The 13,048-nt window shown below is 28.5% G+C and carries 12 protein-coding genes; 1 reads left to right on the plus strand and 11 read right to left on the minus strand.

Annotated elements, in window-relative coordinates:
* The first annotated feature begins 5 nt into the window (after positions 1–5).
* Complete coding sequence (locus Q0G30_RS10255; protein ID WP_294389487.1) at positions 6–563, plus strand: CYTH domain-containing protein; 558 nt, start codon at positions 6–8, stop codon at positions 561–563.
* A 32-nt stretch (positions 564–595) separates the two neighbouring features.
* On the opposite strand, the gene Q0G30_RS10260 is transcribed toward Q0G30_RS10255, so the two are convergent.
* From Q0G30_RS10260 to aroA, 11 genes are all read right to left on the minus strand, one after another.
* Positions 596–1,567 carry a polysaccharide deacetylase family protein gene (locus Q0G30_RS10260; RefSeq protein ID WP_294389450.1) on the minus strand — a complete coding sequence of 324 codons (972 nt, stop codon included), beginning with the start codon at positions 1,565–1,567 and terminating at the stop codon, positions 596–598.
* A gap of 190 nt (positions 1,568–1,757) precedes the next feature.
* The gene (locus tag Q0G30_RS10265; RefSeq protein ID WP_294389454.1) at positions 1,758–2,756 is read right to left on the minus strand and encodes a polysaccharide deacetylase family protein; all 999 of its coding nucleotides are present in this window, start codon (positions 2,754–2,756) and stop codon (positions 1,758–1,760) included.
* A gap of 279 nt (positions 2,757–3,035) precedes the next feature.
* Positions 3,036–3,509 carry a TM2 domain-containing protein gene (locus Q0G30_RS10270; protein WP_294389455.1) on the minus strand — a complete coding sequence of 158 codons (474 nt, stop codon included), beginning with the start codon at positions 3,507–3,509 and terminating at the stop codon, positions 3,036–3,038.
* A gap of 194 nt (positions 3,510–3,703) precedes the next feature.
* Complete coding sequence (locus Q0G30_RS10275) at positions 3,704–5,632, minus strand: FUSC family protein (RefSeq protein ID WP_294389457.1); 1,929 nt, start codon at positions 5,630–5,632, stop codon at positions 3,704–3,706.
* A 229-nt stretch (positions 5,633–5,861) separates the two neighbouring features.
* Positions 5,862–6,695, minus strand: a complete 834-nt coding sequence (locus Q0G30_RS10280; protein ID WP_294389458.1) for a prephenate dehydrogenase — start codon at positions 6,693–6,695, stop codon at positions 5,862–5,864.
* Between the two features lie 143 nt (positions 6,696–6,838).
* Positions 6,839–7,852: a 3-deoxy-7-phosphoheptulonate synthase gene (gene aroF, locus Q0G30_RS10285; protein ID WP_294389489.1), complete on the minus strand. Its 1,014-nt coding sequence runs from the start codon at positions 7,850–7,852 to the stop codon at positions 6,839–6,841.
* A 157-nt stretch (positions 7,853–8,009) separates the two neighbouring features.
* Positions 8,010–8,510: a shikimate kinase gene (locus Q0G30_RS10290; protein ID WP_366013864.1), complete on the minus strand. Its 501-nt coding sequence runs from the start codon at positions 8,508–8,510 to the stop codon at positions 8,010–8,012.
* A 10-nt stretch (positions 8,511–8,520) separates the two neighbouring features.
* Positions 8,521–9,336, minus strand: coding sequence for a shikimate dehydrogenase (aroE, locus tag Q0G30_RS10295; protein WP_294389461.1), 816 nt, complete (start codon positions 9,334–9,336; stop codon positions 8,521–8,523).
* Between the two features lie 125 nt (positions 9,337–9,461).
* On the minus strand, positions 9,462–10,625 hold the full coding sequence (pheA, locus tag Q0G30_RS10300) for a prephenate dehydratase (RefSeq protein ID WP_294389463.1): 1,164 nt from the start codon (positions 10,623–10,625) through the stop codon (positions 9,462–9,464).
* Between the two features lie 75 nt (positions 10,626–10,700).
* A complete protein-coding gene (gene aroC, locus Q0G30_RS10305; RefSeq protein WP_294389465.1) occupies positions 10,701–11,774 on the minus strand; it encodes a chorismate synthase in 1,074 nt (357 codons plus the stop codon).
* Positions 11,752–13,047 (minus strand): 3-phosphoshikimate 1-carboxyvinyltransferase, encoded by a 1,296-nt coding sequence (aroA, locus tag Q0G30_RS10310; RefSeq protein ID WP_294389467.1) that lies wholly within the window; start codon positions 13,045–13,047, stop codon positions 11,752–11,754. Before aroA ends, aroC begins: the two co-directional genes overlap by 23 nt.
* Position 13,048 lies beyond the last annotated feature (1 nt).

Below are 13,048 nucleotides of genomic sequence, written 5' to 3' on the forward strand. Positions count from 1 at the left end.
TATTAATGAAAGAATTAGAAACTAGAGTAATGGATATTGATGTTGATGACATTAGAAATAAAATGGAATCCTTAGGTGCAATTAAGGTTAAATCTGAAGATCAAGTTAATGAAATATATGATTTTGAAGATGGTAGACTTTTAGCTGCTAAGGGATATGCTAGAGTTAGAACTACTATTGATAGGCTTACTGGAAAAGAAACCGTATTTATGACTACTAAAAAAATGTTAAGTCAAGGTACATTTAAAGTTATGGAAGAAAATGAAACTATTGTTGAAGATGGAGAAATGGCTAGAAGAATATTTAAGTCTTTAGGACTTGTACTTCAAGAATCTATTTCTAAATATAGAGAAAGTTATAAGCTTAATGATTCTTTAATTGAAATTGATATTAATGATAAGAGCTTCTGCCCTTTCCCTTACTTAGAAATTGAAACTACTTCTGAGGAAAAGCTTGAGGAAATTTTAAAATTAATTGGCTACACTTTAGCTGATACTACATCTAAAACTATTTATGAAATTTTAGCTGAAAGAGGAATTGAAGGTAAAATTAAAGGAAGATAATAAAAAAATTGCTCACGACTGTGAGCAATTTTTTATTTAATTGTTCTAAATTCAAAGCCTTGGCTTTGTAAATACTCTATTATTTGTGGAAGAGCCTTTACTGTTTCTTCCTTTCCATATGTATCATGCATTAATAAAACTACACTATCAGCATTAGGTCCTAGCGCTTCTAAACTCTCCTTAGTGCACTGAACTAATTCATTGGCATTCTTTGGCTTACCTTCTGCATCTTTATTTAATGCATTCCAATCTACATTGTAGTATCCGTTCTGTTCCATAGCTTCCTTCATGGCCGTACGCCCTTCCCATGACCAGTATCCACCTGGTAATCTAATAACTCTTGTTGAGAAATCCTTACCTAATACTGCTTTCATTGAATTTTGGCTTTTCTCAAGATCTGATACAATATTATCTACATTCATAGTTCTATTAGGATATAAATATGAATAATCATGACTATATGTATGATTTCCTATTGCATGTCCTCTTTCAACTTCTTCTTTTAATATTTCCTTTGCTTGCTCATTCTTATCTATTGATGAACCTAATACAAAAAATGTTGCTTTAACATTATATTTATCTAATATATCTAATACTTGTGGAGTATTTGTTGTTGATGGTCCATCATCAAAAGTTAAATAGACAACTTTTTTACCATCTGTTCTTACTGGATAATGTTTAGTCCCATTTAAAAGTCCTTTAGTATTTTCAGCAACCATAGCTGCATCATCTGCGTTAGGATCCTCTTCAAATGATAAATACCCACTATTATCTAACTTATTATTATCTACTTTATCTTTATTATCTTCTAGCTCATCTTTATTATTACTTGTCCCACTTTGATTATCGCCAGGATTTGCAATTTGAACCTGATCTTGTTGATGTTTTGGAGTAAATTTAATACCTATAAATATTCCAACTATCACCAAAATACCTGCTAGTAAAATCGCCTGTTTTCTTTTTCTGCTTTTATTTCTGTTAACTCTTTTTCTACTTTGACCCATGATGTTATGTTTTCCTCCAGATTTTATATTTTAAAATTATTTTATTTAAACATAAATATTTGCTGTGATTTTTTCTACAATACTACTATACCTCATATACATAGGTAAATTCGTTACAAAAGTGTTACAAATTGATTTCACTGAAGAATAATAATAGTAACAAGTTAAAACTTATTCCTTTAATCTTTTATTACTTAATAGTTCTAAATTCAAATTCTTTTTCTTGTAAATACTCTATTATTTGTGGAAGGGCCTTTACTGTTTCTTCCTTTCCATATGTGTCATGCATTAATAAAACTACACTATCTGCCTCAGGTCCTAATGCCTCTACAGTCTCCTTAGTACTTTGTAATAATTCATCTGCATTCTTTGGCTTACCTTCTGCATCCTTATTTAATGCATTCCAATCTACATTATAGTATCCATTCTGCTCCATGGCTTCCTTCATAGCTGTACGTCCTTCCCATGACCAATATCCACCTGGGAATCTAATAACTCTTGTTGAAAAATCCTCACCTAATACTTCCTTCATTATACTATTATTTTTCTCAATATCTGATACAATATTATCCACATTCATAGTTCTATTAGGATATAAATATGAATAATCATGACTATATGTATGATTAGCTATAGCATGTCCTCTTTTAGCTGTTTCTTTTAATATGTTTTTTGCTTCTTCATTTCCCTCAATTGATTTCCCTAAAATAAAAAATGTTGCTTTCACATTATATCTATCTAATACATCTAATATTCCAGGAGTATTAGTTGTTGATGGTCCATCATCAAAAGTTAAATAAACAACTTTTTTACCATCTGTTCTTACCGGATAATGTTTAGTTCCATTTAAAAGCCCTTTAGTATTTTCAGCAACCATAGCTGCATCATCTGCATTAGGATCTTCTTCAAATGATAAGTAACCACTATTATCTACTATGTTACTTTCTAATTCTTCAGAATTGCCTGTTACCTCTTTATCCTCAAAATTATCCACTACTTCCTTATCCTGAGAGTTTGTTTCTTCATTAGGTTTTGTGGTAACTTGTACATTTCCTTTATTCTGTTTTAGAACAAGCTTAGTTCCTATAACTGCTGAACTAATTATTAAAGCACATGTAATTAATATAATAATGTTTTTTTTCTTTTTTTGTTTTCTGTATCTACCTCTATTAGATCTTTTTTTTTGCATTATTACCCTACCCCCTATTTTTTACATTACATCATTACTTTTACTAATATAATAACACATCTGAAAATATTCTTCCAAAATTCTTTTATTAAATTTAGATACTATTTCTCTTTAATAATCTTATAAAAAATAAAGACGGCAAGCTTTTACTTACCATCTCTATCCTATATTTTATACCTAATTTTCAAAACTATTTATTCACATGTTCTCATGTTATATTCATCTCTTTTTAATTCTTCCTAATCGTAAGTTTTTTAGTTTCTCTTCATTTAAAATTAACTAATTATCAGATAAAGGTACACCATCTGCATCTGTAGTTATTGTAGTACCACATAATATAAGTATTCCTTCAATAAATCCCCAAAGACTACCTGCACCACAAGTTAAGATAGTAACTACAATTTGTAGAATCCCTATTCCTACATATCCTAAATAAAATCTATGAATTCCAAGTCCACCTACTAAAATTCCTAATATTCCTGCTGCAACCCTAGATTTTGGTCTTTTTGCTACATAATTTGAATTATAATTTTGATTATTATAGTTATTAGAATAACCTTGATTATTATAAGTATTTCTATTTAACTCCTCATTATAACCTTCTATAACATTTCCACAGTTATTACAAGTTGCAGAATTTACTTTTACTCCACATCTATCACAATATCCTTGTCCTTCTCCTGACTTAAAACCGCAATTAAAGCAAAAATTAACACCTTCATTTAATTTTTCTCCACAATTTTTACAATACATATTTGTTCCCCCTTAAGTAAGTATGTCAATATTATACAATATCAATTTAAATTATATCCATGTATTTTCCCTATATACTTATATTATTAATATTTATTGTTAAAAATGTAGCTTTTAATATAATAATAACAAAAAACCTAAGATATTATTTTATCTAGGTTTTTGCTAACTTTTATATTAAACTATCTACCTTTTTATATGGCACTTTTATCTAGGAGTTTATTAATACCCCTTAACTCTTTTATTTCTGTTAAAACTCCTCTTAAACTTGCAAAAATTATTTTATTATCAATTCCATTTGCTATCTTTATATGTTCTTCTACACCTTTTATTTTATTATTAATATCTATATTATCTATATTGCTTAATCCTTTTAAATCTTCAATCAAATATTCAACTTTACTATTTTCAGCTTTATTTATTCTTACTAATGTATATAATTGATAAATATCAATTATTAAAATTCTTAATTTATCAAAGTAGCTACTATACTCTTCTGTAATAGAGTCACCATTATTAACAGCTAATCTTTCTTCTATCATGGTAGTTACAAGTAATAAGGTATCCATTTCATGAGTATTATCACCTGTATTAATTGCTTCTTCATAAACTTTATTTAGCATTCCATGAACTACCTCATTATAAGTGCCCAACAGTTCATTATTTGCATCTTTCATTCTTACAGGCAGTATAAATCTATTAATTATAATAGCTATTATAGTACCAAATATAACAAATACTATTCTATCTATAGTTAATACTACCGCTCCTCCAGTCATAGCAGCTGCACCAATTGCACATATTGTAGTACAAATAGTTCCATATCTATATGTTGAAGTATATGATCTTAAATAACCTGCAACCATTATTATTAACATTCTAATTAACGCATTTTTAAATATGGTAAATGATAAAACTATTATAGCTCCACCAACTAAAGTTGCAAACATTCTATCTCTTAATTTTTTCTTTGATAGCTCATATATAGGAATTATTATCGCAAAGGCCGTAAAGTATATCCATCTACCCTCTGGTAATTTAAAATAATCTGCAATGAAAGCAGCAATAGTTATTCCTAAAGATACTCTAATAGCATAAGAAAACTTTACTGAACTTGTATAAAATTCTCTCTTATGAATATTAATCATTTTATATTTTTCTGGCACATCTTTACTAGATTTTATAGTATTATAATTTTCTTTACCTAATGATTTCAATTCTTTTAAAGATATATTCAACATGTTAATAGTATTTAATATTTTTAAGCTAACCAAATCATAACTGTTATCTTTTTTATAATTATTTATTATATTACCTGTAATATCTGTAATATTTCTTAAATCCTCTTCTTTTCCTAAACTACGTTTTAACTCCTGTAAACAAATTATTAAGTCATTTAATATTTGTTTGTTAGTGGTTTTTTCATCTAATAAATTTGATAACTTTTCTAGAATTATAACAATATTTAATTTTATTCTTCCTTCTTCTGTTACGTAGAAGTTATCTTTTCTATTATCATAAATAATTTTTCTAAAGTCATTAGCATTTTTCTTTATTGCTTCATTTATCTCTACTTTATTCTCATCATTATTAATCTTTTTTATAATATTATCACAAATACCACCTATTAACTTATTTCCAACCTTAGTAGTTTTATTTTTATTAACAACAAATTGTATTAACATAATTCCAATTGGTGCTACTAAAAGTGAAAGTAATCTCATTGGTAATTCAGCTGCAGTAATAGGAGTAGCTAATAAAAACATATACTGTAATGTAAATGGTAAATATACTGGTGTTTTTAAATTATAATAAAACGTGTAAGCTATTATAAATATACCTATGAAATTTATTGGTATAGCTGCCCATACATTCAGATTGGCTAAATATGTGAATATTCCTATTCCCAAATTTATTATAATCAACTTTACTAAATTTTTTCCTGGAGAAACAGTAAGATTAATTTGAGTAAGCATTAATATTGCTGTTATACCCATTACTCCAACAAGTATATTTTTATCTCCAAAAATAAATTTAAATGTTATTACAAATGCCATTATAAAAACATATAAAATAGTCTGTGATATAATAAATTGCTTAGTTATTTTTGTCTTTCCAGCCAATGTAACCTCTTCCTTTCCTAATAAATATACAAGAAATAATTCTACTCTAAATTTAATCTTATATTAATTTCATTCTTTTATAGTATTTTCTTGTGTTGCTATACTTTTTACTAATAAGCGATTTCACTTATATTATTCTCTTATAACTATAAAATTATTAGTATTTTTTCTTATAAATACTAAAAAGGTGATTACTATTAACTATAGCATTCACCTTTTTTATTAAATATTATAATTTTTCTCTTCTTAAAGACGATTTAATAAATAACTGCTGTAACTTTTCTTTATCCTCATCTTCCAAACAGTTTTTTATTTTATCTAATTCTTCTTCAAATTTATAAATTACTTTTAATAAGTTTTCTTTATTACCTAGGAATAATTGACTCCATAAAGATTCATTAATATTTGCAATTCTAGTTAAGTCTCTATAACTATCCCCTATAAATTCTCCTGTATTTCTCCCCTCAACATCACTATTTATAAGGGCTACAGCTAAAGCATGAGGTAGTTGACTAGTAAATGCTATCATTTCATCATGGTATTTAGGACATATTCTTTTTACATGTTTAAATCCCATTTTATATGCTAAATTTTCTATTAAGTCTAAATTTTCATCCTTATTTCTATCGGTTACTGTAATTAAAAAATTTGCACCTTTAAATACTTTATTTGTAGCATAATCTATACCTTTTTTCTCTCTTCCCGCCATTGGGTGAGCGAAAACAAAATCAATATTTTCTGGTAATACTTTTGTTATTTCATTAATAAATAACTGCTTAATTCCTGTAACATCTGTAATTATTGCTCCATCTTTAAAATACTCTTTATTATTAATTATAAAATCTTTAACCAAATTAGGATAAACAGCTAATACAATTAAATCAGCATTTGGAATTATCTCCTTCTCTTCTTCATAGCCCTCTTTAATAATTCCTAAGGATTTTGCCTTTCTTAAAGTTTCCGCGTTCTTATCTATACCATAAACTTCTGTATATCCAGCTTCTTTAAGTGCCATTGCATATCCACCACCAATAACACCAAGCCCCACAATAACTATTCTCATAATTCCCCCATTGTTTAGTGGCAAATCTCAAGTTTCAAGTGACAAGTTAAGGCTGAAACTCCTAAGGGAGTTGCTAAAATATATTTTTTCTAAAATTCTGACCTAGCAGACTTTTTCCTAAACTTGTCACTTATCATTTGTCACTATAGAACCTTTCCTTCCATTTCTGCTAATTTTTTTACCTTTTTCATTATTGCATCAAATAATTCTGGTTTTACTGATTGTTGACCATCACTTAATGCATGTTGTGGATCATTATGAACTTCTATCATAAGTCCATCTGCCCCTGCTGCTATTGCTGCTTTTGCTAGTGGCTCTACTAAATACCAATATCCTGATGCATGACTTGGATCAACTATAACTGGTAAGTGAGATAACTTTTTAATTACTGGTATTGCACTTAAATCTAAAGTATTTCTTGTGTATCCTTCATAAGTTCTTATTCCCCTCTCACAAAGAATTACATTTTCATTTCCACCAGCCATTATATATTCAGCACTCATAAGCCATTCTTCTATAGTCGAAGATAATCCTCTCTTTAATAAAATTGGCTTATTAGTTTTACCAAGTTGCTTTAATAAATCGAAGTTTTGCATATTTCTTGCCCCAACTTGAATAACATCAACATCCCTTACAAAGTCATCTATATAGTTAGTAGACATTATTTCTGTTACTATTGAAAGTCCTGTTTCTTCTTTAGCACGTTTCAACAATCTTAGTCCTTCAAGCTCTAATCCTTGGAAACTATATGGTGAAGTTCTTGGCTTAAAAGCTCCTCCCCTTAGGAAGTTTGCTCCTGATGCCTTAACAGACTTAGCTATTTCTATTATTTGTTCTTCACTTTCAACAGAACATGGTCCAGCCATAATACCTAAGTGATTTCCACCAACTAGAGTTCCATTTACATTAATAACTGTATCTTCTGGCTTAAATAATCTATTTGCCTTTTTAAAAGGCTCCTCAACTTTTAATATTTTATCTACTCCATTAAAAGTTAATATACTATTTGAATCTATACTTCTAGTATCTCCTACAACACCTATTATACAGAAAGTTTCACCTTGAGAAAGATGAGTTCCTAACCCCTGTTTAGTTAATTCATTTTTTACATCAGCAACTTCTCTTTCGCTACATTTAGGATTCATTACAATAATCATTTCTACCATACCTCCATACTTCATTTAGTTTCAAGTTAAGAGCGGCAAGTGACAAGTTAATGTTTAAACTTCTAAGTAAGTTTCTTAAATTATGTTTTTCAAAATTCAGCCTAAGCTGAATTTCCACCTTAACTTGTCACTTGCTACTTGCCACTTGTCACTCTCTAAGTTTTGCTATTTTATTAACTACGTCCTCTAAGCTTCCTGTGTTTTCAACTCTATAATCACAATAGTTTTTATAAAGATCATATCTTTCATCATATAATTTATATAATACTTCTTTACCATTTGCTAGTAAAGGTCTCTTTTCAACTTCTATATCTCCTAAGATATTCTCTACTGGCCTATCAATAAAAACTACTATAGAATTTTTCTTTAAATATTCTATATTTATTGCCTTTTTAACAACTCCTCCACCTGAAGAAATAATTGTCTTTTCTTTTTCGCCAAGCTCTTTACAAGTCTGAGTTTCTATATTTCTGAAATAATCTTCACCATTTTTAAATAATTCAATAATAGTCTTTCCTTGTTTTTCTTCAATATAGTAATCCATATCTATAAACTTATACTTTAATTTATGTGAAAGTAAATTTCCTACCGTAGTCTTCCCACATCCAGGTAATCCTATTAGTGTAATACTCTTCTCCATATCCTTCATACTCTATCTCCTAATTAAAATCTTTTGCCACCTCAGTGTATATATAATTTATTAATTCTTCACTTATATCCCTATCATTAAAGATAGCCTGACTTTTAACTGCTTGACCAACCAACATATGCAGTCCTCCTATAGCAATCTTTCCTTCTTCTATTGCTATTTGAAGAAATTTAGTTCTTGTAGGATTGTATACTAAATCTACAGCCACCTCAAAGTTTTTTATTATATTATTATCAACTACAGATTTATCAACATTAGGATACATTCCAACAGGAGTTGTATTAATTATTATATATCCATTTATATTAGCTAATTCATAATAATTAATTATTTCTATCCTTTTATTTATATTATTTAAGTTAATATTTTCTGGTGTCCTACTTGCAATATATATTTTTTCTACTCCATTATCTAATAAATAAGTAAGTACAGCTTTACATGCTCCACCAGATCCTAAGATAACTGCCGTTTTATTTTTTACATTTATATTTTTACTTTTAATCATAACTTCAATTCCAAAATAATCAGTATTATATCCATAAAGCTTATTGTCCTTTAACATTACTGTATTAACAGCGCCTATTCTAGTTGCTTCATCTGAAATACAATCTAAATATTTTATTATACTTTCTTTATATGGAATTGTAACATTAAATCCCTTTATCTTAAGTAACTTCACAGCTTCTACAAAATTGTCTAATTTATCTTTAGGAATCTCAAATAATTTATAAGCACCCTCGTTATTATTTTCCTCTAATATTATTTTATTGATTTTGGGAGATAAGCTATGACTCAACTTTTCTCCTAATAATCCATAAAACTCCATTTAATCACCTCTTTAGGTTAATTAGGAATTAAGATTTTTAGTTAATAGTTTGTATTAAAACTCTCAATAGAATTTATAGCATATATTTATTAAATTAAGCATCTACTCAATTTCTTCTATAACTACTAACAACTAACTCCTTCATAGCATCCAAGTAATTTGAAGTATTCACTTTTCTCTTCAATTAACTTAATTGCTTTTTTAACATCTTCATTTTCTATATTACCTTCAAAATCTACATATAAAAGATATTGCCAAGGCTCATCTTTACTTGGTCTAGATTCTATCTTTATCATATTAATATTATTTTCCGCAAAGTGTCTTAAAAGATTATATAAGGTACCTGCTTTATCATCTAGTGAAAATACAACTGTAATCTTATTACACTCTTTAGATGATTCAAGCTTTCTTCCCACTATAATAAACTTTGTATGATTATTATCCTTATCATTTATTTCTTTTTCAATTACATCTAATCCATAAATTTTTGCTGCTCTTAAACTTGCAATAGCAGCTTTTGATTTATCATTAAGCTCTGAAATATATTTAGCACTTATAGCCGTATTATGAAATGGTATAAGCTTTAAGTTACTTTGCTTATTTAAGAACTTTCTACTTTGTTCAAATCCTTGAGGATGAGAATATATTTCTTTTATATCTTTAAGTTTACTTCCTCTTATTCCTATTAAGTTTTGGTCTATTTTTATGCACTCTTCTCCAACTATATACAAACCATACTTAACTAGTAAATCATAAACAGTAGTTATTGCTCCTGTACATGAATTTTCTATGGGTAATATTCCATAATCTACTTCATTATTTTTTAAAGCTACAAATACATCCTCAAACTCTTCATAATCCGTAGTTGTATGATTTTCTCCAAAGTACTTAATCATAGCCTCTTCACTAAATGATCCTTTTACACCTTGATATCCAATTTTAATATTCATTAACTCTCTTTTATTTTTGTTAGTTGATATATTTTCTCCTATAGAATCTATTATCTTAGTTTCTTTTTCATTATCCTCAATAATATCAGCTTGAAGACTTCTACTTAACTCCATTAAATTAGTAAAAAACTTTTCTGTAAGCTTTGAATACTCCCTATTATTAAGTCTATTAATATTCTTTTGAATAACTTCAGCTTCTCTAGCTCCATTAAAAATTGGAATATTATTTTCAATCTTATATTTTGCTACATTTACCGCTACATTCATTCTCTTTTCAAATAGTTCAACTAACTCTTTATCTATTTTATCAATTTCATTTCTGCATTCTAAAAGATCCATGTTTTCCCTCCATATTCACTTTTAATTAATCCCAATATTTGTATGCTCCCCGGAGGTCGTTCCAATATTTGGATTTTACTGCATCAACTCTAAAATTCCAATGGCAGTTACTGCTTCTATAACTGGAAGTGCCCTTTGCACAATGCATGGATCATGTCTTCCTTCTATACTCAACTTAGTTTCTTCCATTGTAGCTATATTAACAGTATTTTGTTCCTTAAATATTGATGCTGTTGGCTTTATTGCAACATTGAATACTATTGGCATTCCATTAGTTATTCCACCTAAAATTCCACCATTATTATTAGTTTTTGTTTTTATAGTTTTACCCTCTAAGTAATATTCATCATTGGCTTCTGAGCCCTTCATTTCAGAAATCTGAAAGCCTTTTCCAAATTCAATTCCTTTAACTGCTGGCACTGAAAACATTAAATGAGCTAATGTTGATTCTACTGAATCAAAGAATGGATTACCTATTCCAGGCTTTATACCTAAAACAGCACACTCTATAGTTCCACCTATAGAATCCATGTCTTTCCTTGCTTTCATAACTTCTTCTCTCATTGCTTCTTCTAATTTTGAATTAATTAAAGGTAATTCTTTTCCATTAAATGATGATATTAATTTTTCATTTATATCTACATCTAAAAAGCTTTTATCCTTAATACTTCCTATAGAATTAACATGAGCTGCAATTACTATACCCTTACTTTCTAATATTTGCTTGCAAATAGCTCCCGCAAATACAAGTGGTGCAGTTATTCTACCTGAAAAATGTCCTCCACCCCTATAATCATTAAAGCCATCATATCTTATAGCACCAGTATAATCTGCATGTCCTGGTCTCATTACATCTTTAAGCTTCGAATAATCCTTGGATTTAGTATTAGAATTTCTTATTATTGCACAAAGTGGTGTTCCTGTAGTTTTTCCTTCAAAATATCCACTTAATATTTCTGGTACATCTCCCTCTTTTCTTGGAGTTGATAATGGACTTTTTCCTGGTGCTCTTCTTGCCATTTCTACCATTACCTTATCCATATCAATATGAAATCCTGATGGTAATCCATCAATATTTATTCCTATAGCATTTCCATGGGACTCTCCAAAAATAGATATTCTTATATTATTTCCCCACATTCCACTCATGAACGTTTCCTCCTAAAACCTTAAAGTCTTCAAAGAAGTTTGGATAAGATTTAGCTATACATTCATAATCCTTTATAACTATTGGTTCTTCGCATCTTGTAGAAGCTATTGCTAAAGTCATAGCTATTCTATGATCCTTATGACTCCATACTTCTACTCCACCCTTTAGCTTTTCTACTCCTGTAACTACTAATCCCTCTTCTTTTTCTATTATCTTAGCTCCTAATTTATTTAACTCAGATGTTACTGCTGCAAGCCTATCACATTCCTTAATTCTAAGTCTTCCTGCATTTATTATTTCTGTTGTACCTTTTGTTAATGCAGCCACTGCTGTAAGAACAGGTATGATATCTGGACATTGACTTCCATCAATTATTGTACTAGTTAATTCACCATTAGTAGTACCCCTTACCCCTATATCATTTGCATTAAATACAACATTCATTCTTTCTAATATATCAATTACTTCTTTATCACCTTGAAGAGAAGTTAAATCTAAATCCTTGCATAATACATCATTACCTAGGCTATCTGCACAAAGGAAAAATGCAGCTTGAGAATAATCTCCTTCAACTCTATAATTTTTCGCATTATATTTTTGATTTCCTTTAATAATAAACTCTCTATAATTATTATTAATTATTTCTATTCCAAAATCACTTATTGCTTTTAATGTTAAGTCAATATATCCCTTTGACTCCATTTCAGTAGTAATTATAATTTTAGAATCTTCTTTTAATAATGGCAATGTAAATAATAATCCAGTTATAAATTGAGAGCTTACATTACCTTCTACCTCAAAAGTTCCAGCCTTTAATTCACCATCTATAACTAAATTAAGATTACCTTCTTCATAAGAATACTTAATTCCCTGTTCTTCAAATATATTATAATAAGTAGTTAATGGTCTTTTTCCTAAATTACCTCTACCTATAAACTTACTACTACCCTTAAATAATAGTGAAATAGGCACTAGAAATCTTAAAGTTGATCCTGATTCATTACAATCAATAATTCTAACTTCTTCTGCCTTCTCATTACTTCCATATGCTCCTATTACCTCAATATAATCTTTGTGCTTAACTATTTTAGCTCCTAAAGAATTCATTGCATCAATAGTTGCTATAATATCATCTGAATAATCTATATTTTCTATAATGCATAATCCATCACTTAAAGCTGCACAAATAATTGCTCTATGTGCCATACTTTTTGAAGGTGGTATTTTTACCTCTCCCTTAAGCTTTGATGGATATATCTTTAAATCTGCCATA

The organism is uncultured Clostridium sp. (genome assembly GCF_934754925.1).
In the GTDB taxonomy this organism is placed as follows: Bacteria; Bacillota; Clostridia; order Clostridiales; family Clostridiaceae; genus Clostridium.

Bases quoted from the DNA above. Each gene is read 5' to 3' on its own strand.
- Q0G30_RS10255 (WP_294389487.1), top strand. From the start codon at position 6: ATGAAAGAATTAGAAACTAGAGTAATGGATATTGATGTTGATGACATT.
- Q0G30_RS10260 (WP_294389450.1), bottom strand. From the start codon at position 1,567: ATGGGTCAAAGTAGAAAAAGAGTTAACAGAAATAAAAGCAGAAAAAGA.
- Q0G30_RS10265 (WP_294389454.1), bottom strand. From the start codon at position 2,756: ATGCAAAAAAAAAGATCTAATAGAGGTAGATACAGAAAACAAAAAAAG.
- Q0G30_RS10270 (WP_294389455.1), bottom strand. From the start codon at position 3,509: ATGTATTGTAAAAATTGTGGAGAAAAATTAAATGAAGGTGTTAATTTT.
- Q0G30_RS10280 (WP_294389458.1), bottom strand. From the start codon at position 6,695: ATGAGAATAGTTATTGTGGGGCTTGGTGTTATTGGTGGTGGATATGCA.
- aroF (WP_294389489.1), bottom strand. From the start codon at position 7,852: ATGATTATTGTAATGAATCCTAAATGTAGCGAAAGAGAAGTTGCTGAT.
- Q0G30_RS10290 (WP_366013864.1), bottom strand. From the start codon at position 8,510: ATGAAGGATATGGAGAAGAGTATTACACTAATAGGATTACCTGGATGT.
- aroE (WP_294389461.1), bottom strand. From the start codon at position 9,336: ATGGAGTTTTATGGATTATTAGGAGAAAAGTTGAGTCATAGCTTATCT.
- pheA (WP_294389463.1), bottom strand. From the start codon at position 10,625: ATGGATCTTTTAGAATGCAGAAATGAAATTGATAAAATAGATAAAGAG.
- aroC (WP_294389465.1), bottom strand. From the start codon at position 11,774: ATGAGTGGAATGTGGGGAAATAATATAAGAATATCTATTTTTGGAGAG.
- aroA (WP_294389467.1), bottom strand. From the start codon at position 13,047: ATGGCAGATTTAAAGATATATCCATCAAAGCTTAAGGGAGAGGTAAAA.